Origin of the sequence: Shewanella sp. P1-14-1 (genome assembly GCF_001401775.1) — a bacterium.
Classification (GTDB): Bacteria; Pseudomonadota; Gammaproteobacteria; order Enterobacterales; family Shewanellaceae; genus Shewanella; species Shewanella japonica.
On record NZ_LKTL01000005.1, the window covers coordinates 49,421 to 75,354 of the forward strand.

At 41.7% G+C, this 25,934-nt stretch carries 28 protein-coding genes and 1 pseudogene; 15 read left to right on the forward strand and 14 right to left on the reverse strand.

The features are described 5' to 3' along the window. Position 1: 1 nt before the first annotated feature. The 7 genes from rnr to zapE all read right to left on the reverse strand — a co-directional run bounded on the left by rnr (position 2) and on the right by zapE (position 7,302). On the reverse strand, positions 2 to 2,446 hold the full coding sequence (rnr, locus tag AN944_RS04780; RefSeq protein WP_055023459.1) for a ribonuclease R: 2,445 nt from the start codon (positions 2,444 to 2,446) through the stop codon (positions 2 to 4). A 42-nt stretch (positions 2,447 to 2,488) separates the two neighbouring features. Continuing rightward, positions 2,489 to 3,136, reverse strand: a complete 648-nt coding sequence (locus AN944_RS04785) for a tetratricopeptide repeat protein (protein WP_197495541.1) — start codon at positions 3,134 to 3,136, stop codon at positions 2,489 to 2,491. A 204-nt stretch (positions 3,137 to 3,340) separates the two neighbouring features. Next, positions 3,341 to 4,636, reverse strand: a complete 1,296-nt coding sequence (locus AN944_RS04790; protein ID WP_055023461.1) for an adenylosuccinate synthase — start codon at positions 4,634 to 4,636, stop codon at positions 3,341 to 3,343. 67 nt (positions 4,637 to 4,703) lie between these two features. Then, on the reverse strand, positions 4,704 to 4,892 hold the full coding sequence (locus AN944_RS04795) for a DUF2065 domain-containing protein (protein WP_055023462.1): 189 nt from the start codon (positions 4,890 to 4,892) through the stop codon (positions 4,704 to 4,706). Between the two features lie 157 nt (positions 4,893 to 5,049). After that, positions 5,050 to 5,442, reverse strand: coding sequence for a 30S ribosomal protein S9 (gene rpsI / locus AN944_RS04800; protein WP_055023463.1), 393 nt, complete (start codon positions 5,440 to 5,442; stop codon positions 5,050 to 5,052). A gap of 15 nt (positions 5,443 to 5,457) precedes the next feature. Further along, positions 5,458 to 5,889 carry a 50S ribosomal protein L13 gene (rplM, locus tag AN944_RS04805; RefSeq protein WP_055023464.1) on the reverse strand — a complete coding sequence of 144 codons (432 nt, stop codon included), beginning with the start codon at positions 5,887 to 5,889 and terminating at the stop codon, positions 5,458 to 5,460. Between the two features lie 300 nt (positions 5,890 to 6,189). Continuing rightward, positions 6,190 to 7,302: a cell division protein ZapE gene (gene zapE, locus AN944_RS04810; RefSeq protein ID WP_055023465.1), complete on the reverse strand. Its 1,113-nt coding sequence runs from the start codon at positions 7,300 to 7,302 to the stop codon at positions 6,190 to 6,192. Positions 7,303 to 7,538: 236 nt separating this feature from the next. Between zapE and AN944_RS04815 the strand changes: the two genes are divergently transcribed. Both AN944_RS04815 and degS read left to right on the forward strand, forming a co-directional pair. Next, the gene (locus AN944_RS04815) at positions 7,539 to 8,891 is read left to right on the forward strand and encodes a DegQ family serine endoprotease (protein ID WP_055023466.1); all 1,353 of its coding nucleotides are present in this window, start codon (positions 7,539 to 7,541) and stop codon (positions 8,889 to 8,891) included. A gap of 236 nt (positions 8,892 to 9,127) precedes the next feature. Continuing rightward, complete coding sequence (gene degS, locus AN944_RS04820) at positions 9,128 to 10,204, forward strand: outer membrane-stress sensor serine endopeptidase DegS (RefSeq protein ID WP_055023467.1); 1,077 nt, start codon at positions 9,128 to 9,130, stop codon at positions 10,202 to 10,204. 96 nt (positions 10,205 to 10,300) lie between these two features. Here the strand turns inward: degS and murA are convergent, their stop codons facing one another. Genes murA through AN944_RS04855 form a run of 7 tightly spaced genes read right to left on the reverse strand, consistent with a single transcriptional unit; the run spans position 10,301 to position 14,898 of the window. After that, complete coding sequence (gene murA, locus AN944_RS04825) at positions 10,301 to 11,563, reverse strand: UDP-N-acetylglucosamine 1-carboxyvinyltransferase (RefSeq protein WP_055023468.1); 1,263 nt, start codon at positions 11,561 to 11,563, stop codon at positions 10,301 to 10,303. Between the two features lie 13 nt (positions 11,564 to 11,576). After that, a complete protein-coding gene (locus tag AN944_RS04830) occupies positions 11,577 to 11,828 on the reverse strand; it encodes a BolA family protein (RefSeq protein WP_055023469.1) in 252 nt (83 codons plus the stop codon). A gap of 25 nt (positions 11,829 to 11,853) precedes the next feature. Continuing rightward, the gene (locus AN944_RS04835) at positions 11,854 to 12,150 is read right to left on the reverse strand and encodes a lipid asymmetry maintenance protein MlaB (RefSeq protein ID WP_055023470.1); all 297 of its coding nucleotides are present in this window, start codon (positions 12,148 to 12,150) and stop codon (positions 11,854 to 11,856) included. Further along, on the reverse strand, positions 12,147 to 12,806 hold the full coding sequence (locus AN944_RS04840) for a phospholipid-binding protein MlaC (protein ID WP_080916857.1): 660 nt from the start codon (positions 12,804 to 12,806) through the stop codon (positions 12,147 to 12,149). The genes AN944_RS04835 and AN944_RS04840 overlap by 4 nt, the downstream gene beginning before the upstream one ends. 12 nt (positions 12,807 to 12,818) lie before the next feature. Next, positions 12,819 to 13,289, reverse strand: coding sequence for an outer membrane lipid asymmetry maintenance protein MlaD (mlaD, locus tag AN944_RS04845; protein WP_055023471.1), 471 nt, complete (start codon positions 13,287 to 13,289; stop codon positions 12,819 to 12,821). A 39-nt stretch (positions 13,290 to 13,328) separates the two neighbouring features. Beyond that, on the reverse strand, positions 13,329 to 14,114 hold the full coding sequence (gene mlaE, locus AN944_RS04850; RefSeq protein WP_055023472.1) for a lipid asymmetry maintenance ABC transporter permease subunit MlaE: 786 nt from the start codon (positions 14,112 to 14,114) through the stop codon (positions 13,329 to 13,331). Then, positions 14,101 to 14,898: an ATP-binding cassette domain-containing protein gene (locus AN944_RS04855; RefSeq protein WP_055023473.1), complete on the reverse strand. Its 798-nt coding sequence runs from the start codon at positions 14,896 to 14,898 to the stop codon at positions 14,101 to 14,103. Before AN944_RS04855 ends, mlaE begins: the two co-directional genes overlap by 14 nt. Positions 14,899 to 15,105: 207 nt before the next feature. Between AN944_RS04855 and AN944_RS04860 the strand changes: the two genes are divergently transcribed. The 13 genes and pseudogenes from AN944_RS04860 (at position 15,106) to AN944_RS04920 (ending at position 25,875) form a co-directional block, all read left to right on the forward strand. Beyond that, a complete protein-coding gene (locus tag AN944_RS04860) occupies positions 15,106 to 16,068 on the forward strand; it encodes a calcium/sodium antiporter (RefSeq protein ID WP_055023474.1) in 963 nt (320 codons plus the stop codon). A gap of 68 nt (positions 16,069 to 16,136) precedes the next feature. Next, positions 16,137 to 17,114 carry a KpsF/GutQ family sugar-phosphate isomerase gene (locus AN944_RS04865; protein WP_055023475.1) on the forward strand — a complete coding sequence of 326 codons (978 nt, stop codon included), beginning with the start codon at positions 16,137 to 16,139 and terminating at the stop codon, positions 17,112 to 17,114. 1 nt (position 17,115) lies between these two features. Beyond that, a complete protein-coding gene (kdsC, locus tag AN944_RS04870) occupies positions 17,116 to 17,679 on the forward strand; it encodes a 3-deoxy-manno-octulosonate-8-phosphatase KdsC (protein ID WP_055023476.1) in 564 nt (187 codons plus the stop codon). Continuing rightward, positions 17,676 to 18,236 carry an LPS export ABC transporter periplasmic protein LptC gene (gene lptC / locus AN944_RS04875; protein WP_055023477.1) on the forward strand — a complete coding sequence of 187 codons (561 nt, stop codon included), beginning with the start codon at positions 17,676 to 17,678 and terminating at the stop codon, positions 18,234 to 18,236. Before kdsC ends, lptC begins: the two co-directional genes overlap by 4 nt. Before the next feature lie 64 nt (positions 18,237 to 18,300). Continuing rightward, positions 18,301 to 18,846, forward strand: a pseudogene (lptA, locus tag AN944_RS21840) (lipopolysaccharide transport periplasmic protein LptA); the annotation flags it as partial. A 194-nt stretch (positions 18,847 to 19,040) separates the two neighbouring features. Continuing rightward, positions 19,041 to 19,772: an LPS export ABC transporter ATP-binding protein gene (gene lptB / locus AN944_RS04885; protein WP_055023478.1), complete on the forward strand. Its 732-nt coding sequence runs from the start codon at positions 19,041 to 19,043 to the stop codon at positions 19,770 to 19,772. Positions 19,773 to 19,976: 204 nt separating this feature from the next. Next, on the forward strand, positions 19,977 to 21,461 hold the full coding sequence (locus AN944_RS04890; protein WP_055023479.1) for an RNA polymerase factor sigma-54: 1,485 nt from the start codon (positions 19,977 to 19,979) through the stop codon (positions 21,459 to 21,461). 24 nt (positions 21,462 to 21,485) lie between these two features. After that, the gene (gene hpf, locus AN944_RS04895; RefSeq protein ID WP_055023480.1) at positions 21,486 to 21,773 is read left to right on the forward strand and encodes a ribosome hibernation promoting factor; all 288 of its coding nucleotides are present in this window, start codon (positions 21,486 to 21,488) and stop codon (positions 21,771 to 21,773) included. Positions 21,774 to 21,775: 2 nt separating this feature from the next. After that, positions 21,776 to 22,219 (forward strand): PTS IIA-like nitrogen regulatory protein PtsN, encoded by a 444-nt coding sequence (gene ptsN / locus AN944_RS04900; protein WP_055023481.1) that lies wholly within the window; start codon positions 21,776 to 21,778, stop codon positions 22,217 to 22,219. Further along, a complete protein-coding gene (gene rapZ, locus AN944_RS04905; protein ID WP_055023482.1) occupies positions 22,216 to 23,061 on the forward strand; it encodes an RNase adapter RapZ in 846 nt (281 codons plus the stop codon). The genes ptsN and rapZ overlap by 4 nt, the downstream gene beginning before the upstream one ends. Positions 23,062 to 23,063: 2 nt before the next feature. Further along, a complete protein-coding gene (locus tag AN944_RS04910) occupies positions 23,064 to 23,336 on the forward strand; it encodes an HPr family phosphocarrier protein (protein ID WP_055023483.1) in 273 nt (90 codons plus the stop codon). Between the two features lie 344 nt (positions 23,337 to 23,680). Next, a complete protein-coding gene (mgtE, locus tag AN944_RS04915; RefSeq protein ID WP_055023484.1) occupies positions 23,681 to 25,042 on the forward strand; it encodes a magnesium transporter in 1,362 nt (453 codons plus the stop codon). A gap of 563 nt (positions 25,043 to 25,605) precedes the next feature. Next, positions 25,606 to 25,875 (forward strand): transposase, encoded by a 270-nt coding sequence (locus AN944_RS04920; RefSeq protein WP_055023485.1) that lies wholly within the window; start codon positions 25,606 to 25,608, stop codon positions 25,873 to 25,875. Positions 25,876 to 25,934: the final 59 nt, after the last annotated feature.

A 25,934-nucleotide genomic window follows, 5' to 3' on the forward strand; every position in this document is an offset into this window, starting at 1 on the left:
CTTATTTTCTCTTACGCTTTGCTTTTGATGGTTTCTTTGCAGCGGTGGCGGAAGTGCCTTTAGCTGGTTTACTCGTACTTTTTCGTTTTGCCGCAGTATTAGAACGTGTTTTTTTGCTACTAGAACCACGCTTCTTTTTGCCTTTTTCGGTCGTAGCTTCGCTGTCACGACTCGATTTACCCGCTCCGACTTTAGCCCCTTCAAGGTTTGCACGCTCACGAGCAGTTAATGGCTTGCGGTTAGCTTTTTTACGACTCTTTCCATGATCGCCAAGCATAATCAAATCAATTTGTCGGTCATCTAGATTAACCGCAGCAACTTTAACACTCACTTCATCACCGACTTGATATACATTCTTGGTGTTTTCACCAATCAAACGCTGACGCATAGGATCAAACTGATAGTAATCACTCACTAAACTTGAAATATGAACTAAGCCATCAATATAAAGATCCTTTAATCGGACAAATAAGCCAAAACTCGTGACAGAGGCAATAACAGCCTCAAAGTCATCACCAACATGATCTTGCATGTATTCGCACTTAAGCCAATCGCTGACATCACGTGTCGCTTCATCAGCACGGCGTTCAGTGATTGAACACTCTTCACCTAACTTATCTAGCTCATCAAGATCGTAATGATAGCCACCTTCAGGGGTCCATTTGTCCTTAACATTGCCCTCTTGGGCAGCTAATAAATAGCGTATCACGCGGTGCAAGACTAAATCAGGATATCTACGAATAGGCGATGTAAAATGCGAATATGCGGTTAATGCTAGACCAAAGTGACCATCGTCATCAGGGCTATATACTGCTTGTCTCATAGAGCGCAGCAACATAATTTGAATTAACTCTGCATCTGGCCTATCAGCAATTTTCAGCATCACATCTTGATAATCTGATGGTGTAGGCTCATCACCACCATTCATCGACAGGCCACGTTCGGCTAAAAACTCTTTGAAATTGGCTAATTTAGTCTCTGATGGCGCTTCATGAACTCGATATAACACTTCACCTTTATGCTTTTTAACAAATTTAGCTGAGGCTACGTTAGCAAGGATCATGCATTCTTCAATAATCTTGTGCGCTTGGTTTCGACTTCTCGGCACAATAGCTTCGATTTTACGTTGCTCATTAAATATAAACTGTGTCTCAACAGTTTCGAATGCTATCGCACCACGCTCAGCTCGACGTTCATTCAATGTTAAATACAGCGATTGTAAACATTGAAGATGTGGGAACAAGCTTTCGTGCTCAGGCGCAATCTCACCACCGTCAAGCACGGCTGCAACTTGGGTATAAGTGAATCGAGCATGAGAATGCATGACCGCAGGATAAAACTTGTAACCCGATAGTTTACCAGCAGCAGAAATCGTCATTTCCGCAACCATACATAAGCGGTCGACATGCGGGTTTAGCGAACATAAGCCGTTCGAAATTTTCTCAGGCAACATTGGAATAACTTGCGATGGGAAATACACAGAGTTACCACGCGATCTCGCTTCTTCATCTAATGCTGAATCAGTGCGCACATAGTGGCTCACATCGGCAATCGCTACCCATAAACGCCAGCCACCACTTGGTTTTGTTTCTGCATACACTGCATCATCAAAATCTCGAGCATCTTCACCATCAATAGTCACTAACGGTAAATGGCGTAAATCAACACGGCCTTTTTTATCAGACTCTGGGACTTCATCAGGAATACGTTTGAGTTTTTTCTCAATAACTGACGACCATTTATGCGGTAAATCGTAATTGCGCAGTGCAATTTCAATTTCCATACCCGGCGCCATGGTCTTACCCAAAACTTCCGTCACTTTCGCAGCAGCTTTTACAAAGCGGCCAGGTCGACGAGTGAGCTCAACCACAACAACGTCACCCGCACGAGCGCCGTTGGCATCTTCTTTCGCAATTAAGATTTCTTGGGTGATACGTCTATCATCTGCAATAACGAAAGCCATTCCAGCATCAACGTGATAGCGACCAACTAAGGGCGCAGTCCGTTCTTGTACTAATCTGACGATGCGTGCTTCACGACGACCACGTCTGTCTGAACCTGCTTTTTGTGCCAGTACTTTGTCACCGTGGAAATACATTTGCATGTCACGATTATTGATAAATAAATCGTCACCACCTTCATCAGATTTAAAAAATCCAAAGCCATCACGGTGACCAATAATGGTGCCCGAAATTAAATCCATTCTTTCTGGTAATCCGTAGCTATGCCCACGGGTATAAACCAGTTGTCCGTCTCGCTCCATTGCACGTAAACGTCTTCTTAACGCTTCAAGATGATCTTCATCGACCATGTTAAGTGCTTTAGCAATGTGTTCACGGGTCACTGGGGATTTCTGTGCGCGTAAATACTCTAAGATGTATTCACGGCTAGGGATTGGGTTTTCGTACTTGTCTTGCTCTCTCTCAAAATGAGGATCGTTGATCATTCAATTTCCAAATAATTTACTCCACCTTTGGAGTATTCGCGTTTAATGCAGCTGTGGCTGCTGAGCTCGCTCTACTATACTGGCGGGCATCTTAGCGGCTAAATTCTGCAATAATGAAGTCGCTTGTTTTTGCGTTGCTTCATCATTAAATACGCTGTTATATAACCAATGGTAACCTAACTTATAGTCTACAGGGCTACCATAACCTTCGCTAAATAAGCGAACTAACATAAGTCGTGCTGGAACATCACCATTGGCAGCTGCAGGCATCACATACTGCACAGCACGATTCTTATCTTTAACTACCATTTTGCCGTGATAGTAATATTCGGCCAGTTTTAGCATCGCCTCTGCGCTACCTTGCTCTGCAGCAATTTGTAATTGTTTCATACCACGAGAGGCATGCTTAGGTACGCACACACCATGGTTAAGCATTTCGCCCCATAAAAACTGATACATGGGCTGCTTTAAAATTTCAGCTCTTGCTTCAATATCTTGCACTAACTGACAATCATCGGTTTGCACTTGCTCTAAATATCGATCAGTACGAATTAATGTCAATAACTGTTCATCACTATAGATATCCACTGAAGCAAGTTCAGCAACAGCAAGATAAGGAATAAAACAGAAGATGACCAAACTTAATCGCAGCATAACAATTCTCAATGACACTATAGTTACTCTATGCATCGGCATTATAGCTCAATTCTTGAGTATTAACTGCACAAACTAAGGTTATTAGCGGATAAAAATGATAAAGAAAATCAATATTAGATTGGAAAAGTAACGAAGATAACTGGAGGATGACAGCGATATTTCGATTATAAATTTCAGTTAGGCTAATCAGGTTAACAACACAATAAAAAGGCCGCTAAGTTAGCGGCCTTCAATGTGTTAGTTAAATGGATTAACTAATACGATTGTTTCATTTCTATCAGGACCCGTTGAAATAACATCAACAGGTGCTTCTAGCAACTCTTCAATGCGCTTGATGTAATTAAGTGCTGCTTGTGGCAGTTGCTCAATTGACGTCGCACCGAAAGTTGTTTCACTCCAGCCAGGCATAGTTTCAAAAACAGGTGTCACCTGCTCGTAACCTTCGGCTGCTAGTGGAGTAACAGTTTCTACAGTACCATCAGGGTACTTGTAACCAACACAAATCTTAACTTCTTCTAGGCCATCTAGAACATCAAGCTTTGTTAGGCAGAAGCCGCTTACACTGTTGATTTGAACTGCACGGCGCATTGCCACTGCATCCAACCAACCTGGACGACGTTTACGACCAGTGGTAGCACCAAACTCTTGGCCTTTATGGCCTAAGTAGTCACCAATCTCATTCTCAAGTTCAGTTGGGAATGGACCAGCACCTACGCGAGTGGTGTAAGCTTTCATGATACCTAAAACATAATCTAAGTGACGAGGACCAAAACCAGAACCAGTAGCTACGCCACCTGCTGTAGTATTTGATGAAGTCACATATGGGTATGTACCATGGTCGATATCAAGTAATGTCCCTTGAGCACCTTCAAACAAGATTGGCTCACCCGCTTTACGGGCAGTATCAAGTAATTCAGTAACGTCAGTACACATGCTCTTAAGATAATCAGCAATCGCTAATGCATCTTCAAGCGTTTTTTGATAATCAACTGCTTCACAATCATAGTATTCTGTCAGCATAAAGTTGTGATATTTCATCACTTCTTTTAGCTTCTCAGCGAAAAGTTCAGCATTGAACAAATCACCGACGCGAAGACCACGACGAGAAATTTTATCTTCATAAGCTGGACCAATACCACGACCCGTTGTACCGATAGCTTGATTGCCGCGCGCTTTTTCACGAGCTACATCAAGAGCACAATGGAAAGGTAGAATTAGTGGACATGCTTCTGAAATAAGAAGACGCTCTTCGACAGGAACACCACGCTCTTTAAGCATGTTGATCTCTTTCATCAAAGCATCGGGAGCGAGCACTACACCATTACCGATAATGCATTTCACATTGTCGCGTAAGATCCCTGATGGAATCAAATGAAGTACTGTTTTATCGCCGTCGATAACAAGAGTATGACCAGCATTGTGGCCGCCTTGGTAACGAACTACATATTTTGCCTGTTCTGTTAGAAGGTCGACAATCTTACCTTTTCCTTCGTCACCCCATTGAGTGCCGAGTACTACTACGTTTTTGCCCATCGTCTGCTGCAAGGTTGCGGTATAAAGGCGAATTTTAACAGATTTTTGGGGGTATATTGCAAGTATTTTATGCGAAAATTATTAATAGTACGACGCCAGCAGAGACTAAAGATCCACCTAACCTCCTGAGAACATTCTTATTTTGCAGTGAAATCTCGGCTAAATATTTTTTCCACTGCTCAGGAAATAATAGTGGCCCTACGCCCTCTATAACTAAAACCGTGCCAATTACTAACATTAGCATTTGATAATCCATTATTCACTCCATCATTTTTGTTGCGCCAATAACATCAAGACCACTAAAACACAAAATCAGTAACACACTTATCATTTCGCATCGTCAGGCTAAATAGTAAAAAATAGGCAATAAAAAACCCAGCATATAGCTGGGCTTTTTGAATTCCAAAAACGAATTAACGTTTTGAGAATTGTGGCTTACGACGTGCTTTACGTAGACCAACTTTCTTACGCTCAACTTTACGAGCATCACGGGTAACGAAACCAGCGCCGCGTAAAGAAGGACGTAAAGCTTCGTCTAACTGAAGCAATGCACGAGTAATACCGTGACGAATTGCACCTGCTTGGCCAGTGATACCACCGCCCTTAACAGTTACATAGATGTCAAGTTTGTCAGTCATTTCAACAAGCTCTAGAGGTTGACGAACAACCATACGAGCAGTTTCACGACCAAAATATACATCTAGTGGACGTTGGTTAACAACGATTTGACCACTACCTGCTTTAGCGAATACGCGAGCAGTTGATGTTTTACGACGGCCAGTGCCGTAGTACTGAGTTGCAGACATTAGCTTACTCCCGTATTAGATATCAAGAACTTGAGGTTGTTGTGCAGCATGGTTATGTTCAGTGCCAGCGTAAACTTTAAGCTTACGGAACATAGCACGGCCCAATGGACCTTTTGGTAACATACCCTTAACTGCTTTCTCGATAATCATTTCAGGCTTATGATCTTGCAGCTTTTCAAAAGTAATCTGCTTAATACCACCGATGAAACCTGAATGTGAGTAGTAAACTTTGCCTTTAGCTTTGTTACCAGTCACAGCAACTTTTTCAGCGTTAATAACGATGATGTAGTCGCCAGTATCAACATGAGGAGTATACTCTGGCTTATGCTTACCGCGTAAACGAGTAGCAATTTCAGTAGCGATACGACCTAAAGTTTTACCTTCAGCATCAACGACGAACCAGTCACGAGTGACTGTTTCTGGTGTAGCAGTAAATGTAGTCTTCATTTTACAAAAACCCAATGTTTAAAATTCTGTCTCAATATTGACTGCTCATGCAATCAACACAATGACCATTTCAAAGCCCCTTCGAGCTGAAATTGGTTTAAATCGTCCACCCAAATTCGGTGGAGTAACGAGGGCAGGTGGCGGATTATAGACAAACCTGAGTTAAAAATCACCTAATTTTTTAACTTTTATAAAAAAATCACCGCGATGGGTGATTTCTTGATTGATGTACATTATATATGCGATTTTTTAAGCGAAATTACATATCAATAGACGGCTTAATATATAAACGAGCCACTATTAAGGTAGATGCTCTAAAGTCAGGTAATCATGAGATTGCATTTCAATTAAACGCGAACGACAACGCCTGAACTCAAAAGCCAATAAACCGTCTGTATAAATAGCTTCCAGCGCCACTTCTGCTGAGATAATCAGCTTAACATTACGCTCATAAAACTCATCCACCATCGCCAGAAAACGTCTGGCAATATCATCACCTGTTGTGGACGAGCCCATCTGCTCTAAACCACTTAATAAAACCGTGTGATAGAGTCTGGCCACTTCCATATAATCACGTTGCGATCTTGGTCCATCACACAAGTCTCTAAAATTAGCTAATAGCACGCCTTGAGATTGCTGACGAATATCAATTAAACGCCCTTCTATCTCGATAGCGTCTGTCAGCACCTCAGATTCTGGGGCAAGCTGACCAAAATAAGTCAGTAAGTTTGTATCAGCTTGTTCATCTAATGGGAAATGGTATATCTCAGCTTGCTCGAGTGTACGTAAACGGTAATCGATACCTGAATCCACGTTTAAAATTTCACAATGCTGATTAATTAATGCAATAGCAGGTAAAAAGCGCGCACGTTGAAGGCCGTTTTTGTATAAATCATCAGGAATAATGTTAGATGTTGCCACTAAAGCAACGCCTTCTTTAAACAAGTATTGAAACAAGGTTCCCAATAACATCGCATCAGTAATGTCAGAAACAAAAAACTCATCAAAACAAATAATCTTATATTGTTGAGCCATTTTCTTCGCAATGCTGATTAACGGGTCTTGCACCCCTTCCAGTTCACCTAAATCATGATGTAACTGATGCATAAACCGATGAAAATGAGCACGCAGTTTTTTATCTGTCGGTAAAGCATCAAAGAAGGTATCCATAAGATAGGTTTTACCACGGCCAACACCGCCCCAAAGGTATAACCCCTGCACTGAAGGTGCAGATTTTTTAATACCAATAGCGCTCAATAATTTAGTCATGCCAGAGGTTTGAGTATCAGCAGCTATAAGCTCTTCATACACTCTTTGTAATGACTTAACAGCTTGCTCTTGTGCTAAGTCATGAGAAAAACCTTCACGGGTTAAATCTTGTTGATAATGCTGCCATGGGCTTAACTGAGACACGAATACGACTCTCTATACTGCTGAAAATTCTCAGCAATCATAGCATGCAGCGTCAATTGAGGTAACGCTTAGAACAACAAAAAATTAACCTTTGTTAATAAAGCCTGAACTTATTGGATTTTGCACCACTCCGAGGTTATATATTCAATACGTGTTAACGGGAATCATTTATTACGCATAAGCGAAAAGCCATTTTCGTGTATGACACAGATTTCATTTTCAAGGAGTTACAATCAATGAAGCCAAAATTAACTTTACTTTCTGCAGCGTTATTAACTGCCTCTTTATCGTTAATGCCAGCTATATCACAGGCAGCGATGCCTCATGCAGTTGATGGTCAAACATTGCCAAGCCTAGCGCCAATGTTAGAACAAGCAACCCCTGCTGTGGTTTCAGTTGCGGTTAGTGGTACTCAAACTTCAAAACAGCAAATTCCTGATGTGTTTAAATATTTCTTTGGCCCCAACGCACCTCAAGAACAAGTACGTGAACGACCATTTAGAGGTCTAGGTTCTGGTGTCATTATTGATGCAAAAGAAGGTTACATTGTGACTAATAACCATGTAATTAATGGCGCCGATGAAATTAAAATCGGTTTACATGATGGCCGCGAAATTGATGCTAAATTAATAGGCTCAGATCCCGAGTCCGATATCGCCTTATTACAAATTAAAGCCAAAAACCTGACAGCGATTAAACAAACCAATTCAGATGACATTCGTGTTGGCGACTTTGCTATTGCAATTGGTAATCCGTTTGGCTTAGGTCAAACTGTCACATCCGGTATTGTCAGTGCATTGGGTCGCAGCGGGCTTGGCATCGAAATGCTTGAAAACTTTATCCAAACCGATGCTGCCATTAATAGTGGTAACTCTGGTGGTGCACTCGTCAACCTGAACGGTGAACTGATTGGTATTAACACGGCCATTGTCGCTCCAGGTGGCGGTAACGTCGGTATTGGTTTCGCTATTCCTGCCAATATGGTTAATAACCTCATTAATCAAATTATCGAGCATGGTGAAGTCAAGCGTGGGGTGCTAGGTGTAACAGGCCGAGATTTAGATAATGAACTCGCTAAAGCATTTGGCCTTGAAACCCAACATGGTGGCTTTATTAGTGAAGTGATGCCAGATAGTGCAGCCGATGATGCAGGCATTGAAGCTGGCGATATTATTGTCAGCGTAAACGGGAAGAAAATCAAAAACTTCCAAGAACTTCGAGCAAAAGTGGCCACTATGGGCGCTGGTGCTAAAGTTAACATCGGCATCATTCGAGACGGGGATAAAGAAACCGTTAACGTAATATTAGGAGAATCAACAAGCAGTACCGGCTCAGCTGCTGATGCTTTACATCCTATGCTTGAAGGGGCTGAACTTACTAATAGCAGTAAAGGTATTGAAATAACCGATATTGCACAGGGGTCGCCGGCCGCTCGTAACGGCCTAGAAAAAGGCGATCTGATAGTGGGCTTAAACCGCAGCAAGGTGAAAAACTTAAACTCACTTAAAGAAGAGCTGAAAAACCAACAAGGCGCAGTGGCACTAAAAATATTACGTGATAATAAGCTAATGTACCTTGTATTAAGATAGCCTGAATGACAGCGAGTTTTATAAAGGTATATCAAACTTTAATAACAAGGCATTAAGGTAATAACCGCTATGATATTAACCTAGCAATGGTGTCGTTTGACATGTGTATACCTTCATTAACGCTGCACTAAAAACTGAGATTTATAGTGCTAATTAAGCATCGTGGCCTAGTCACGATGCTTAATTTTTTTAAGCGTGGTAATATCCTTGATTAATTTAACTAATTTAGTTGGCCAATGAATCTTAAAGACAACATCTTATACTTAACAAAAGCCGTGGTTTTTGGCCTCGTCATGGCTGCTGTGTTTTTAGTAGTGACTCGTTTTACTGATAACAACAGCTTTAACAATGGCTTGTCTGTTACTCATCAAAATAACGAATTGTCTTTTGCGAGCGCGGTTCGCCGAGCAGCCCCTGCCGTTGTCAATATTTATAGCCTCAGTTTAGATCAAAATAGCCCACTGAATTCCAGTTCACTTCAAGGTCTCGGCTCAGGCGTTATCATGAGCAAAGAAGGTTATATTTTAACCAACTACCATGTTATTAAAAAAGCTGATGAGATCGTCATTGCCTTACAAGATGGGCGAAAATTTACTTCAGAAGTCGTGGGCTCAGATCAAATCACTGATATCGCCGTGCTTAAAATCGAAGGGGATAACCTACCAATCGTTCCGATTAATCTTAATAACCCAGCCCAAGTGGGTGATGTTGTGCTTGCCATTGGTAATCCTTACAACCTAGGGCAAACCATTACTCAAGGTATTATTAGTGCCACAGGTCGAAATGGACTCAGTTCAGGTTATTTAGACTTTTTACAAACAGATGCTGCGATTAATGCCGGTAACTCAGGTGGGGCATTAATTGACACAGGTGGGGAATTAATTGGTATTAATACTGCCGCATTTCAGATTGGCGCTGAAGGCGGTGGACACGGAATTAACTTTGCTATTCCTATCAAGCTTGCCCATAGCATTATGGGTAAACTGATTAAAAATGGCCGTGTGATCCGCGGTGCTTTAGGGATCTCTGGCGAGCCCCTCAGCCAAGTGATGGCGCAAATTTTAAACCTACCCGATCTTAAAGGTGTACTAGTAACAGGGGTTGATCCTAATGGCCCTGCAGCTAAAGCGACTTTAAAACCACGCGACGTCATTATTCAATACGCAGAAGAAAGCGTTCCTGGTGTTGAAATGCTCATGGATAGAATTGCGGAAACACCACCAGGCAATAAGGTTAACATTACCATTATCCGTGAAGGCAAGCCGATTGAACTGCCTGTGATTATTGGCGAAAAGTTACCAGAAAATAGCTAATAAAAAGACACTTAATTCAATTAAATAAAAAACCGCTCAATGAGCGGTTTTTTATTGGTATAGTCTTTAGCTTATTAAAAGCCTAATCACGTCAGTCTATTCAGACACACGTACGACTTCGCCGCCTAGCCCTTTGAACTTTTCTTCAATATGTTCATAACCACGATCAAGGTGGTAAATACGATCAACTGTAGTAATCCCATCAGCCATTAAACCCGCAATCACTAAGCTGGCAGATGCACGTAAATCAGTCGCCATCACTTGAGCTCCATTCATGCGCTCAATACCTTTAATGATACAAGTATTACCTTCAAGTTCCATTTCTGCGCCCATACGGCTCAGTTCAGGTACATGCATAAAACGGTTTTCAAAAATCGTTTCAGTCACATGACTCGTTCCTTCAGCTAAAGCATTTAACACACAAAACTGAGCTTGCATATCGGTTGGGAATGCAGGATAAGGAGCCGTTTTTATATTCACAGCCTTTGGACGTTTGCCTTTCATATCCAGCTCAATCCAATCTTCACCTGTAGTGATTTCTGCCCCCGCATCTTCTAACTTAGCAAGTACAGCTTCAAGCGAAGAGGGATCGGCACTGACACAACGCACGCTACCACGAGTCACTGCAGCAGCAACAAGGAATGAACCTGTCTCAATTCGATCAGGCATGACACGGTGCTCGCACCCTGAAAGACGCTCAACACCTTCAATTTTTAATGTCGCAGTACCGACACCCGAAATTTTAGCTCCCATCGCTATCAAACAATGCGCTAAATCATTAATTTCAGGCTCTCGTGCAGCATTTTCAATAATGGTTTCACCATCAGCTAATGCTGCAGCCATCAATAAATTTTCAGTTGCTCCAACGCTCACCATATCCATAAAGATATGCGCACCTTTTAAGCGACCATCGACACGAGCTTTAATGTAGCCTTCTTTTACTTCAATCTTAGCGCCCATTTGCTCTAAGCCTTGTAAATGAAGGTTCACTGGACGAGCACCAATAGCACAGCCGCCAGGCAGTGACACATCTGCAGTACCAAAACGTGCCAGCAACGGCCCTAAAATTAGGATCGAAGCGCGCATGGTTTTGACTAAATCGTAAGGTGCACAAAACTCATTAAGCTTTGCAGCTGAGATGCAGTATTTACTGTTACCTAAATCTGTGACTTCTGCGCCCAAGCATCGTAGTAATTTAAACGTGGTATTTACATCGCGTAAACTTGGTACGTTAGAGACGATAAAGTCAGTTTCAGCAAGCACGCCAGCAAATAGAATCGGCAATGCCGCATTTTTAGCACCAGAAATAGTGACATCTCCAGAAAGTGGCTTACTGGCTTTAATTGTTAATTTATCCACACTGACTCTCTAATTACATATTAAATAATTTTTCACGCTTCCACTGTGTCGGCGTAAATGTTTTGATGGTCAGCGCATGTAATTCACCACTAGCAATATGGTCATTTAATGGTGCATAAATCGTTTGCTGCTGCTTTACTTTGCTCATGCCATCAAAACATTCGCCAACGGCAACAACTTTATAATGACTTCCATCTGAAGTGACATGCACTTCATCAATCGTTAGTGCTTCTGTTAAAATCTGCTCGATTACTTTGCAATCCATGAAATTGGTTACCTTAAATTCAATGCTAGTTTTCTAGAAAAAAGGATTCTAAATCATATAACTCAATGAGTCTTTTTAGATGTTTACTCGGATGTGCCAATCTCCTTGGCTGAGTGGTGTTTTTACTGCTTTTACCTAAACTAACCAGCTCAAGTAAAAAAGCGACGCCTGCGCTGTCGGCATACTCTAAAGCTGACAAGTCTAACACCTGAGTCGAATCAGTAAACAACTCTTGTCGTTTTGGCCATAAATCGATGACCTCTATTTGCCTTAGTTGCCCTTTAATTTCACAAATGTCACCTTGCTGTAAAAACTCAATCACGCAGCATTTTCCTTATCCTGTTTGTAATTGATTTCTTGCTGGGTCTTCTCTTTAAGCATCTCAATCACTGAATCAACCCCTTTTTGGCGAATAAGGTTGGTGATTTCTGACTGTTTAGATGCCAGCAAACTGACCCCTTCAGCGACTAAATCGAATGCTTTCCAACTGTCATCTTTTAGGCGTCTAGCCTTAAACATCACCTTAATTGGCGGACGACCGTCTTCAATAATTTGCACATTTACATCAACAAACTTTTCATTTTCGAATTCACTAGCTGGAGAAAATTGCACTTTTTGTCCAGTATATTCGGTGAACGCTTGCGCATAAGTCGCAACCAAATACCCTTCAAATGCATCAACAAAACGCTCTCGTTGCTCTGGTGTGGTGTCGCGTAAATACTGCCCCATGACTTTATAAGCTGCATACTTATAATCCACATAAGGCATTAACTCTTCGCGCACAATGACTTTCAAATGACTCAAATCAGCATCAATGAGTGCCTTATCAGCATCAAAACGTTCAAAGGTTTTACTGGATACTTGCTGGACTAATTTAAAAGGGTCATGGGTGTCGATCACTTCGCTAGCCTGTACTGGCAAAATGATGACCGCGAATAAGACACAAACACGCCATAAACGTATGAAACATTGGCTCATGATACTCTCCTATTAATCCTTCGAAGAAACGCTATACAAAAGTTGCCCAATTAAATCTTCTAATATTAATGCTGAACGAGTGTCATGGACTCTATCGCCATCCGCTAGCATCTCTATATCATCATCCATAAAACCTGGGGTTAAGCCTAAAAATTGTTCCCCAAGTAAACCCGAGGTTAAAATCGATAAGCTACTGGTTTCAGGGAATTGATCATATTGCTTGTCCATCGTTAACGTTACCACGGGCACAAGTTTTTTAGTGTCTAAGGATATATTTGTCACGCGGCCAACGACAACTCCGCCTACTTTAACTGGCGAGCGTACTTTTAACCCGCCAATATTGTTGAACTCTGCCTTTAGAGTATAGGTAGCTTGATTGGGTTTTAGTTCTACGTTGGCAACATTGAATACCAAAATACAAAATGCCAGCAGCCCAGCGAGCAAAAATACGCCTACGAATAATTCTACTTTCCTTGTCAACATACGCTTCAACCACTTAATTTATGAACGTTAAAAATATGACTACTGACCAAACATGATTGCAGTCAGCAAGAAATCTAATGCGAGTACGACCAAACTTGCTTGCACCACGGTCGAGGTAGTGGCTTTGCTTATCCCTTCAGGGTTTGGCGTGACTTCATACCCGCGATATAAAGAAATCCATGTCACAACCACACCGAAGAAGGTACTTTTAATCAAGCAATTAACAATATCCTGACGCCACTCAACCGACGCTTGAAGAATTGACCAAAAAGACCCGCTATCAATGCCTTTCCATTCTACCCCCACCAAATGACCACCCAATATTCCAACAAGGCAAAACATCATGGTTAATAATGGCACTGAAATCACTCCAGCCCAAAAACGAGGTGCGATAACTTGCTTCAACGGATCAACGGCCATCATTTCAAGACTAGACAATTGCTCAGTAGATTTCATTAATCCGATTTCAGCTGTCAATGCTGAACCCGCTCGACCAGCAAATAAAAGAGCTGTGACCACTGGGCCAAGTTCACGCAATAAACTCAAGGCAACCATAGGCCCTAGGCTTTCAACAGTACCAAAATCAGCAAGTACGGTATAACCTTGAAGCGCTAACACCATACCAATGAATAGACCTGATACGACGATAATCACCATTGAGCGCACACCAAGCACATAAATTTGCTTGAGCAGTAAAGGAAGCCCTTTTTGCAATCTAGGTAAATGGGCAATTGCCCCCCACAGCATAAGCCCAGCTCGCCCTAAACCAGCGATAAAATCTAATGCGTAGCGACCGATGTTTTCAATGCGGTTAATCACTCCCATTGAGCATCTCCTGTTGGTAATCTTCGGCAGGAAAATGAAATGGCACAGGGCCGTCAGGATTACCTTTGATAAATTGCTCAATTTGACGATTATCAGAAGCACGTAATTCTTCAGGAGTTCCTGAAGCAATAACTTTTTTCTCCGCGATGACGTAAACATAATCGGCAATACTCAGCACGGCGTCCACATCATGAGAGACCACCACTGAAGTTAAATTTAAGGTATCCGATAATTCGCTTATCAATTTCACCAGCATGCCCATGGAAATAGGATCTTGGCCTGCAAATGGTTCATCATACAAAATCATTTCAGGTTCTAGTGCAATTGCCCGCGCCAATGCTGCCCTTCTCTGCATTCCACCAGACAGTTCATTAGGGTGCATCTGTGCTGCGCCTCGAAGCCCAACCGCTTGTAGCTTCATTAACACAATTTTACGAATAAGCTCTTCAGGTAAGCCTGAATGCTCTCGCAGGGCAAATGCGACGTTATCGAATACATTCATATCGGTAAATAACGCACCACTTTGAAAAAGCATGCTCATTCGTTTACGTAATTCGAATAATTGCGGACGTGTTAATTGATGAACATTTTCACCACTAAAAAGTACCTCACCACTGTTAGGCGTTAATTGGCCGCCAATCAATTTGAGTAAGGTTGTTTTTCCGATGCCACTCGGGCCCATAATCGCTGTCACCTTCCCTTTGGGAATGCTCAAGCAAATATCATCAAAAATAACACGTGATCCACGATTGAACCCCATGTGGCGAACTTCGACCAATGGCATTGCTGAATCTAATAATTTGGAATCGGATATTGAAGAAATAATAGCCTTCCTGGCGCATGTGGTGTAGAGCTGAATTGTACGAAATTGTGTAAGAACCTACAACAAATCAATCACCATGAGTTACAATCCACAACAATTATCGCATCAGCTCATATTTTTGTTAAAATCCTGCACAAATATCGCTATTAACACACGTTTTGGAACCACATGCTTTTTAATATTTTAATGCTAATCGCTGGATTAGGCGTATTAGTTTGGAGCGCAGATCGCTTCGTATATGGCGCAGCCGCTTTCGCTAGAAACCTTGGCCTACCTCCAATGCTGATTGGATTAACCATTGTGGCCATGGGAAGTTCTGCTCCTGAAATGTTTGTGGCTGCAACAGCGTCGATGGAAGGGATGAGCAATACTGCCGTTGGAAATGTCCTAGGTTCAAATGTTGCTAACATCACCTTAATTCTTGGTATTACAGCACTATTAGGTGCTATATCAGTTAGCTCACAAACCCTTAAACGTGAAATTCCGTTAATGTTAGCGGCAACTGTGTTAGCCGGATACCTCATTCATGACGGTATGCTAACCCGATTTGAAGGCACAGTGCTTTTGGTCGCTTTCTTCTCGTTAATGGGTTATTTCATCTGGCAAGCACTGAGAAATAAGCAAATAGATCCACTATCTGACGAATCTGATGCAGAGATCCCTAAAAATGTACCTACATTACATGCTATTATCTGGATTATTGTTGGCATGGTTTTGCTACCGCTTTCTGCTGACTGGATGGTAACCGGCGCTGTAGGCATTGCAAAGACATTTGGGTTATCAGATTTAGTCATTGGTTTAACCATTATTGCAGTGGGAACAAGCTTGCCTGAATTAGCAGCATGCGTAGCTGGCGTATTAAAAAAAGAAGATGATCTCGCAATTGGTAACATTGTGGGTTCGAATCTGTTTAATATCCTAGCGGTACTTGCTATACCAGGATTGATTGCCCCTGGGGAAATAGATGCCAATGCTGCTGGCCGTGATTTTTACATGACACTTGGTACCAGTGCAGCCCTTGCTGTGCTCGTATTATCAAGTGGAGCGAAGAAACAATTAACTCGCTGGCATGGCGCCATATTATTAGTCGTCTTTATTGCGTACCAGATTGTCTTATTTCAATCTCAATAACGGGGCATAAAGATGGGTCACTCACCATTGTTAAAGACTCATTAGCATTGGAAAAAAACGAGAAACATATGATAAATCAAACACAGTTGCGTCAATGGGGTCGTCAAGTCATTGATATTGAAAAAACAGCGTTAGATAACCTATATCAGTACGTTGATTCAGATGCCTTTGGCCAAGCTTGTGAACTAATTTTGCAGTGCAAAGGTAAAGTGATTGTCATGGGCATGGGTAAATCAGGCCACATTGGCAATAAGATTTCAGCCACCTTGGCCAGCACAGGAACGCCTGCATTTTTTGTTCACCCAGGTGAAGCAAGCCATGGTGACCTAGGTGCACTGGCTAAAAATGATATTATCTTAGCAATTTCTAACTCTGGTGAGTCGAGTGAAATTTTAACCTTGCTACCCGTTATTCAGCGCATGGGTGTTCCAGTGATTGCGATCACGGGTAAGCCTGAATCTAACATGGCGCGATTATCTAAACTGCATCTTTGCATTGAAGTACCAGAAGAAGCTTGTCCATTAGGATTAGCGCCTACTTCAAGCACTACCGCAACCTTGGTAATGGGAGATGCCCTAGCCGTCGCATTATTGCAAGCCAGAGGCTTTACTCGTGATGATTTTGCATTATCACACCCAGGTGGATCATTAGGACGTAAACTCTTACTTAAAGTATCAGACGTCATGCATCAAGGAAGCGATGTTCCGCAAGTTAATAGCCAGGTTTGCATCACAGAGTCACTATACGAAATATCCAATAAAGGACTAGGCATGACTGCCGTTATTGATGATAACCAACAGTTAGTCGGTATCTTCACCGATGGTGATTTACGCCGAGTGATTGATGCCGAAGTCAATTTACGCACCACGCCAATCTCACAAGTGATGACCCCTAATTGCATTACCATCAGAGCTGATATTTTAGCAGCACAAGCCTTACAAGTGATGGATGAAAAAAGTATCAACGGCTTAATTGTTGTTGATGAAAATCAACGCCCAATTGGCGCACTTAATATGCTTGATATGGTAAAAGCAGGAGTCATTTAATATGTCGAATAGTCAAGTTCATCAAGGATTATATGGCCCTGTATCAGACGATATTTGGCAACGCGCTAAAAAAATCAAACTCCTGATCTGTGATGTTGATGGGGTCTTTTCTGACGGGCGTATATATTTAAGTAACGCAGGGGAAGAGTTGAAAGCTTTCCATACCCGTGATGGTTACGGTATTCGATCGATTTTAACTAGCGGTATCAGTGTTGCCGTTATCACAGGCCGAAAGTCTGCCATTGTCGAAAATCGAATGACGGCGCTAGGTGTTAGCCATATCTATCAAGGGGTAGACGATAAGCTCACACCATTTAAAGAGTTACTCAGTATTTATAATGTAACGCCAGATGAAGTTGCCTATATCGGTGATGACATGGTTGATTTACCCGTTATGAAAGAAGTGGGCTTAGCTGTTTGCGTAGCAGATGGTCACCCATACGTAAAACAACATTGCCAAATGATCACTCGCATTAATGGCGGTAACGGCGCTTTACGTGAGTTAACTGATTTACTGCTTGTTAGCCAAGACAAGTTCGAAACAGCCCACGGAATGAGTATATGAGCCGTACCACCCTCGCTATTCTCGGCTTCTTTGGTGCAGCATTAGTTTTATACTGGCAAGTGCAAGTGAAGCGTAGTCAAATGGAAGCCAATAAGCTTCCCGATCCCGCGCGTCCAGAATTCATCGCTAATGACTTACGAAGCACAGAATTTAACGAGCAAGGATTAGTACAAAGCCGGGTGTCAGCAAAACACATGGAACACTTTCAGCAAACCAATGAAACCCTATTCACTGAGCCTGTATACCTTATCTATCCAGAAAACGGCGAAGCTGAGTGGCAATTAACCGCTGAATTAGGCAAGCTTAATAAAGAAACTGGTAAAGTGGTGCTAGAAAAAAATGTTATTATTGATGCAATAAACATCAATGAACCAGTACAATCGCTAACCACAAGTATGCTTGCGTTAGATTTAAATACCATGATCATGACGTCTGATCGACAGATTAATGTCTCAGGACAAGATTTTAAAATACAAGGCTTAGGCCTTTATGCTGATTTAAATGCCGAAGAGTTAGAGCTTTTAAGTCAGGTAGAAGGAACATATGAAGCAAAGTAAAACACTGACATTTTCACTCAATAAGCTTATGAAAACAGACTTTATTAGAAAAAGTATTCTTGGTATGAGCCTAATGGGATTGAGCTTAGTGACAGTCACCGGCGTTCATGCTAAAGAAGGTGATTTACAACAAGAGCTTAAAGTTGCTGCCGTCAGCCAAAAAGCAGATATTAAAAATAACCAAGTGATTTTCTTCGGCCCAGTGAATGTGACGCAAGGCACCATTAATATTAATGCCGATCAATTACGTGCATTCAGTGAAGAGTCGGGTGGCAAAAAAACCATGATTGCGACAGGTAATCCAGCCACCTTCTCACAAGAACTCGATGATGGCCGTATCGGTACCGCAAGTGCAAACGAAATAAAATATGAGCTTTCGACCAGTATTTTAACCTTAAAAGGCAATGCAAAACTTGACCAGGCAGGCAGTCAGGTTACAGGTAATCTCATTAGCTATAATATTGATAAACAGCAACTGATCGCTGAAAGCACAGGTGAAGGAAAAGACAGAGTTATCACAATTTTTCAGCCAGAAAATTACCCTGACTTGAATAAAGAAAACGAAGAACTTGATAACTCAGACGAAGCGCCGTTAGAAAATAATGATTCGCTTGATAACCCAGATGCTGATACGACTGACAATGTACCTAGCAATGTAACTGAGAATCAAACAGTGACTCCTGAGGCAAATGCTGTTGAAACTAACACTGATGCCCTCCTTGAATCAGTCACCCCTCAAGAATCTGATATTCAAAACTCAACCAATGCAGACATAACGACCCCTGCGGCAGAGCAAAAGCAATAATGACACAAATTACCTTAACAGCTGAGAACTTAGCAAAAAGCTATAAAAGCCGCCAAGTTGTCAAAAACGTTAGCCTAACCGTTAAAACGGGTCAGATTGTTGGTCTTTTAGGACCAAATGGTGCAGGTAAAACCACAACCTTTTATATGGTTGTAGGCTTAGTCAAAAGCGATAAAGGTCGTATTTTGATTGATTCTGACGACTTGACTGCAGACCCAATGCATTTACGTGCTCGTAAAGGTATTGGTTACTTACCTCAAGAAGCCAGCATTTTTAGAAAACTCACTGTGCACGATAACATCATGGCAGTGCTGCAAACCCGCAAAACCTTATCGAGTGAGCAACGAATCGAAGAATTAGAGCACTTATTAGAAGAGTTCAATATTACCCATATTCGTGACAGCCAAGGTATGGCTCTATCAGGTGGTGAACGTCGACGTGTAGAAATAGCACGCGCTTTAGCCGCCAATCCTAAGTTTATTTTATTAGATGAACCATTTGCGGGTGTTGATCCTATCTCTGTGATAGATATTAAGAAAATTATTCAACAACTAAAAAATCGTGGTCTTGGAGTATTGATTACCGACCATAATGTCCGTGAAACACTTGATGTATGTGAACGTGCGTATATTGTCAGCCACGGAGATTTAATTGCTGAAGGTACGCCTGCTGAGATCTTAGACAATCAGCAAGTCAGGTCAGTATACTTAGGTGAGCAATTCAAGCTATAGTTAGCATTCTTTAGTGTACAAGCATGGCATTTTCGCGGCCAACCAGTCCCACTTTTTAGCGTTATACACTAGACTCAAAACTTAACGCTAATTTTTGGCAAAGTAGAACCCAAGTTCGGTTAAAGTCTAGCTAACACTTACAAAGGTGCTAGACCCATAACATTGTAGTCGCGATGATGAAATTCAATTAGGGATAAGCGGTAAATGAAAGCCTCACTCCAACTTAAAATGGGTCAACACCTGACAATGACCCCGCAGTTGCAACAAGCCATTCGCTTATTGCAACTTTCCTCTTTGGAGCTACAGCAAGAAATTCAGCAAGCACTTGACTCAAATCCTCTTCTTGAGCTTGAGGATGAGTTTGCCAAAACAAAAGAACCAGTCAAAGACAATGCTCAGCAAACTGACACCGATTTTAGCGATAACAGCCAAGTCAGCGTAGAAAAAGACACCTCATCAGTCGATACAACAGAGTCACTTACGAAAGAGTCCATGCCTGAAGACTTACCAATGGATACCACTTGGGATGAAGTCTACACCGCCTCTCCTAACTCAGGTTCTGGCGCTGTAAGCCGTGATGACGATATGCCATTTCAAGGTGAAACGACTGAAGGTTTATACGAACATTTAGAATGGCAAAAAAACTTAACCCCATTTTCTGAAAATGACCTCGCCATTGCGACAGCCATCATCGACGCAATTGATGATAGAGGTTACTTAACCCAATCAACAGAAGATATTCTCGATGCACTCGGTCTTGAGGATATTGAACTTGATGAGGTTGAAGCCGTATTAAAGCGTGTACAACATTTTGATCCAGTGGGCGTCGCTGCAAGAAATTTAAGCGAATGTTTGATGATTCAATTGGGACAATACCCAAGCGAAATCCCTTGCATAGAAAATGTAAAATTACTGATATCTGAACACCTAGATTTAATAGCAGGTCGTGATTTCAGATTACTAATGCGTAAAACCAAGCTTAAAGAAGATGATTTACGCGAAGCGATTCAATTTATCCAAACACTGAACCCTCGCCCAGGGTTACAAATTACTCCAATCAAAGATGAGTACGTCATCCCAGATGTCACAGTGTTTAAAAAGAATGGCCGTTGGGTCGTAGAATTAAACCCAGATAATATGCCTAAAATAGGCGTAAATCAGCAATATGCCGCCATGGCAAAAGGCTCAGCCAATCAAGCTGACAGCCAATTCATTCGCGGTCACTTACAAGAAGCCAAATGGTTTATTAAAAGTATTGAAAGCCGCAATGAAACCCTGTTAAAAGTGGCAAATTGTATTGTTCAATTCCAGCAAGGTTTCTTTGAGTTCGGCGAAGAAGCCATGAAGCCTATGGTATTAAATGATATTGCCGAAGCGGTAGAGATGCATGAATCGACCATCTCACGGGTTACAACTCAAAAATATATGCACACCCCTCGCGGCCTTTTTGAACTAAAATACTTCTTCTCTAGCCACGTAAGTACCGATGATGGCGGAGAGTGTTCATCTACAGCAATCAGAGCCTTTATCAAAAAGCTGGTCGCTGCAGAAAACCAGAAAAAGCCACTTAGCGATAGTAAAATGGCGACGCTACTGGCTGAACAAGGGATCAATGTTGCTCGGCGTACGATCGCCAAATATCGTGAAGCAATGCTCATCCCTCCCTCAAACCAACGCAAAAGCTTATAAGCCTTTGTTATTGGAGGATGATCTATGCAAATTAACCTGACTGGACACCATATCGAAATTACTCAATCTTTACGTGAGTATGTGCAAACTAAGTTTTCAAAGCTTGAACGTCACTTCGAACAGATCAATAATGTTCACGTTGTGCTCAATGTACAAAAGTTACAACAGATTGCCGAAGCTAAATTGCACCTCAAAGGAGGTGAAGTTTTTGCCGTATCTCAAAACGCAGATATGTATGTCGCAATTGACGCCCTGATAGACAAATTAGACCGTCAGGTAATTAAACACAAAGAGAAGTTAATTAAACACTAACGATGGAACTTCGCACCATCCTGCAGCCGGCGTGCACTACCTGTGCCACTCCGGGCAGTAAGAAAAAGGTACTGGAACTTATCAGCAATTTAATGGCTGACCAGTACCCTACTCTATCTTCACAAGCTATTTTCGAAAGTTTAATAGCACGTGAAAAAATGGGTAGCACAGGTATCGGCAATGGCATTGCGATTCCACATGGGCGTTTAGACGACATTGAATCGCCGATCGCTATTTTGATCAAATGTGAAGAAGCTATCGACTTTGATGCTATTGATAAGAAGCCAGTAGACATTTTATTTGCCTTATTGGTTCCTTCTGAGCAATGTCAGCAACACTTAAGCACGTTATCAAGTATGGCTGAGAAATTAAGCGATAAACTCATCCTTAAAAGACTTCGAAAGAGTCATGACGCTACAGAACTGTATCAGGTTATTACTGCATGAAACTTGTCATCGTATCAGGACGATCGGGCTCAGGTAAATCAGTTGCTTTAAGAGTGTTAGAGGATTTAGGTTATTACTGTGTTGATAACCTGCCTCTCCCACTGATTGGCAGCCTACTAGAGCAGCTAAAAGGAAATAACGAACTTGTCGCCATCAGTGTTGATGTGCGTAATATCGAAGAGCAAGGCAAAGTATTAGAGCAGCAAATCGCTTTGTTGTCCGACGATACCACGATCATTAGTTTATTTTTAAATGCCAATGATCAAGTACTGCTAAAACGATACAGTGAAACACGTCGATTACACCCGCTGTCAAAAAATCAAATCTCATTACAAGAAGCGATTCAACTTGAAGGTCGATTGCTCGAACCAATTGCCAAAATGGTTGATCACTACATCGACACATCTCAGCTGAATATTTACGATTTGAGCGATCAAGTCCGACAAATTCTTATGGGCAGTGTTGATAAAGAATTAGTCATTCACTTTGAATCATTTGGATTCAAGCACGGTATGCCTACTGAAGCCGACTTTATGTTTGATGTCCGCTTTTTGCCAAACCCACATTGGGAGCCTGAGTTAAGACCATTAACGGGTCTTGATCAACCAGTACAAGAATTCTTAGGCAGACAACCCCTAGTCAATAAGTTCATCTGGCAGATTGAGAATTTATTTGATACTTGGATGCCGCACCTTGAGCGCAATAATCGCAGTTACCTTACCATCGCGATTGGCTGCACAGGTGGACAGCATCGCTCAGTTTATATTGCAGATCAACTCACACAGCGCTTCAGTAACAGTAAACACCAAGTTAGCGCTCGCCACCGAGAGCTCAACCTGTGACGATGAATATCTCCAGAGAAATCACCATCAGTAATAAACTTGGGCTTCATGCTCGAGCGGCAACAAAATTAGCTATATTGGCTACGGAATTTAAAGCCAGCATTACCTTGATTCAAGGTGACAAACAAGCCAGTGCAGCGAGTGTGTTAGGTTTATTAATGCTAGAAAGTGGTATAGGAAAAGTGATTACTGTTCAGGCTGAAGGCCCTGATGCACAGCAAGCACTAGATGCGGTTTGCCAACTGATTAACGACAAATTTGACGAAGAAAGCTAACCCTTTTATATGATTTAACGCTTTCAGGCCTACTCGTTGCTAGTTATCACTTACTAGCAAAACATTGAAATTTACGACTCCAGACCGCTAACAACCATGCTTTATTAACCTCATATCCTACTCGGGAATACGCTTAAACTAAGCTTTTGCGCTGCTCAAAGCGCATTAAACCAATCAACAGCAAATTATCAACAACAAACAGTGATAGTTAACTATAATAATGTCATGACCCACACCATAACCTGCTTATTTTTTATACGGCAATCAACGCCATATTAGAAACTGCTTCTCCCTTTACACACTGTTAAGTTAATATTAGCAATCGAATTTTTGAGGAGTGGCGAATGAGTATCGAAGTGATAGATAGCGAACTTACAGAACAGCGCCTAAATCAGCTCACCCAAGCACTTGGTAGTGGTATGTTTGTGCATGTGCGCAATATGCTGCATGATATGGCCGCTTCTGATGTCGCCCTCATTCTTGAGTCATCTCCCCCTAAAACACGCCAAGTGTTGTGGCAACTTATCGACCAAGAACAAGCCGGTGAAATTCTTGAAGAACTCGGTGAAGAGTTAAAAGATTCGCTTATCAGTGGCATGACACCTGAAAAAGTTGCGCAAGCCACTTCAGGAATGGACACCGATGACCTGGCTTATATTTTACGTAGCTTGCCAGATGCAGTGTATAAGAAAGTGCTGCAATCGATGAGTAGCCAAGACCGTCACCGAGTTGAACAAGCGTTATCCTACCCTGAAGATACTGCCGGCAGTATCATGAATACCGATACCGTGACTTTACGTCCCGACGTGAATATTGATGTGGTACTGCGTTACTTACGCCAACGAGGCAATTTACCCGATACGACAGATACACTCTATGTGGTCGACAAAAACGACCATGTACTTGGCGGGGTCCGTTTAGCCGATCTATTAACCTGTAACCCTAGCGAAACGATCCGCAGCATCATGGATCCGGAGCTTGAAAGTATCCCTGTTGATATGCCAGATAATGAAGTGGCACAGTTATTCGAACGTCATGACTGGATTTCAGCCCCTGTCGTTGATGAACAGCAGAAGTTATTAGGCCGTATTACCATTGATGACGTCGTCGATGTTATCCGTGAAGATGCCGAGCACTCCATGATGGGGATGGCGGGGATGGATGATGACGAGGACACATTCGGTCCCGTCATGAAAAGTACCTTCCGACGTTCTTTGTGGTTAACAATCAATTTATTTGCCGCTTTACTTGCTGCCTCTGTCAGTAACATGTTTGAAGGCACCCTTGAGCAGTTTGCCACTATTGCCATTTTAATGACCATTGTTCCGAGCATGGGCGGCGTTGCAGGTAACCAGACATTGGCTTTGGTCATTCGTGGTATTGCTCTTGGGCATATTGGTCAAAGTAACTCTCGCTGGTTAATAGGCAAAGAGTTAGCCATTGGTTTCCTTAACGGCATCATGTGGTCAGTGTTGGTATTTTTTGCCGTTTGGCTGTGGAAAGACGATATGGCCTTAGGTGGTTTGATTGGTGGCGCCATGCTAATCAATATGACTGTTGCAGGTCTTGCAGGCGCCAGTATTCCACTCTTACTGAAAAAGTTGAACATCGATCCTGCTTTAGCAGGAGGTATGGTGCTTACCACAGTAACCGACGTCATCGGCCTATTTGCCTTTTTAGGTTTAGCGACGATCTTCTTAATGTAGTCAATATCCGACCTTCGTATCTCACTAAATCCATGCCAAACGGCATGGATTTTTTTAATCCTTCTAAATCATAAACGACTCACTGTAATACTCCTCATTCATACTGATTAAGTGATCATGGTTTACCGTTAATGTCACTAGAAATGACGCCCAAAAAGTCTGGTAAATTAAATTTACCAATAAATCACCACCTTGCACCAAAATGGATAATTTGCACCAATGTAACACAACGAATTTTTTTAGAGTTAACACACTAAAAAACTAACCAACTGTTAATTAACGATAAAATATTTATTTCAAAATTGGCACGACTATTCCATATAGATATATACCACCTTAGAGGTAGATGCATTTTTGACCAATTTATGACTCGATTAGAGATGTAATATAGGGAGTTAAGTATGAATTATCTAAGAATGTTCATTGAAAACTGTCAATATCAGTGGCACTTCTTCCATCACCTTGGATTGAGCAGCTGGGATATTGATAACAATCATTAATCTAAAAACCTCTTAATTTTTATGAAGGTTCGTGGTTAACAAAATTGAGTAGTAGGAACAATGATGACGACACTAAATCGAATATATCCAGATGAATTACAGCAACAAGTAATCAAGGAAGTAAAAGACAATAATCGATTAATTTCAGATGTTGCCAAGCAATATAATGTGTCAGCAAAAACCATTTACCAATGGGTGAAGAAAAGAAAACAACCTCTAAAATCAGTGAGTAAACAACAAGATTTAGCCACTGAAATTGCAACTGAAATAGCAAATTTGCAGAAAAGGCTATTTCAACTGAATCAGGAATTAGTGTCAGTAAAAGGACATTAAATTCAACGTTTCGGAAAGAAAAATGACTTTAGCATTCGTCCCCATCGGAAGCTAAACAA

Bases quoted from the DNA above. Each gene is read 5' to 3' on its own strand.
- rnr (WP_055023459.1), bottom strand. From the start codon at position 2,446: ATGATCAACGATCCTCATTTTGAGAGAGAGCAAGACAAGTACGAAAAC.
- AN944_RS04785 (WP_197495541.1), bottom strand. From the start codon at position 3,136: ATGCATAGAGTAACTATAGTGTCATTGAGAATTGTTATGCTGCGATTA.
- AN944_RS04790 (WP_055023461.1), bottom strand. From the start codon at position 4,636: ATGGGCAAAAACGTAGTAGTACTCGGCACTCAATGGGGTGACGAAGGA.
- AN944_RS04795 (WP_055023462.1), bottom strand. From the start codon at position 4,892: ATGGATTATCAAATGCTAATGTTAGTAATTGGCACGGTTTTAGTTATA.
- rpsI (WP_055023463.1), bottom strand. From the start codon at position 5,442: ATGTCTGCAACTCAGTACTACGGCACTGGCCGTCGTAAAACATCAACT.
- rplM (WP_055023464.1), bottom strand. From the start codon at position 5,889: ATGAAGACTACATTTACTGCTACACCAGAAACAGTCACTCGTGACTGG.
- AN944_RS04815 (WP_055023466.1), top strand. From the start codon at position 7,539: ATGAAGCCAAAATTAACTTTACTTTCTGCAGCGTTATTAACTGCCTCT.
- degS (WP_055023467.1), top strand. From the start codon at position 9,128: ATGAATCTTAAAGACAACATCTTATACTTAACAAAAGCCGTGGTTTTT.
- AN944_RS04830 (WP_055023469.1), bottom strand. From the start codon at position 11,828: ATGGATTGCAAAGTAATCGAGCAGATTTTAACAGAAGCACTAACGATT.
- AN944_RS04840 (WP_080916857.1), bottom strand. From the start codon at position 12,806: ATGAGCCAATGTTTCATACGTTTATGGCGTGTTTGTGTCTTATTCGCG.
- mlaD (WP_055023471.1), bottom strand. From the start codon at position 13,289: ATGTTGACAAGGAAAGTAGAATTATTCGTAGGCGTATTTTTGCTCGCT.
- mlaE (WP_055023472.1), bottom strand. From the start codon at position 14,114: ATGGGAGTGATTAACCGCATTGAAAACATCGGTCGCTACGCATTAGAT.
- AN944_RS04855 (WP_055023473.1), bottom strand. From the start codon at position 14,898: ATGCCATTGGTCGAAGTTCGCCACATGGGGTTCAATCGTGGATCACGT.
- AN944_RS04860 (WP_055023474.1), top strand. From the start codon at position 15,106: ATGCTTTTTAATATTTTAATGCTAATCGCTGGATTAGGCGTATTAGTT.
- AN944_RS04865 (WP_055023475.1), top strand. From the start codon at position 16,137: ATGATAAATCAAACACAGTTGCGTCAATGGGGTCGTCAAGTCATTGAT.
- kdsC (WP_055023476.1), top strand. From the start codon at position 17,116: ATGTCGAATAGTCAAGTTCATCAAGGATTATATGGCCCTGTATCAGAC.
- lptC (WP_055023477.1), top strand. From the start codon at position 17,676: ATGAGCCGTACCACCCTCGCTATTCTCGGCTTCTTTGGTGCAGCATTA.
- lptB (WP_055023478.1), top strand. From the start codon at position 19,041: ATGACACAAATTACCTTAACAGCTGAGAACTTAGCAAAAAGCTATAAA.
- AN944_RS04890 (WP_055023479.1), top strand. From the start codon at position 19,977: ATGAAAGCCTCACTCCAACTTAAAATGGGTCAACACCTGACAATGACC.
- hpf (WP_055023480.1), top strand. From the start codon at position 21,486: ATGCAAATTAACCTGACTGGACACCATATCGAAATTACTCAATCTTTA.
- ptsN (WP_055023481.1), top strand. From the start codon at position 21,776: ATGGAACTTCGCACCATCCTGCAGCCGGCGTGCACTACCTGTGCCACT.
- rapZ (WP_055023482.1), top strand. From the start codon at position 22,216: ATGAAACTTGTCATCGTATCAGGACGATCGGGCTCAGGTAAATCAGTT.
- AN944_RS04910 (WP_055023483.1), top strand. From the start codon at position 23,064: ATGAATATCTCCAGAGAAATCACCATCAGTAATAAACTTGGGCTTCAT.
- mgtE (WP_055023484.1), top strand. From the start codon at position 23,681: ATGAGTATCGAAGTGATAGATAGCGAACTTACAGAACAGCGCCTAAAT.
- AN944_RS04920 (WP_055023485.1), top strand. From the start codon at position 25,606: ATGACGACACTAAATCGAATATATCCAGATGAATTACAGCAACAAGTA.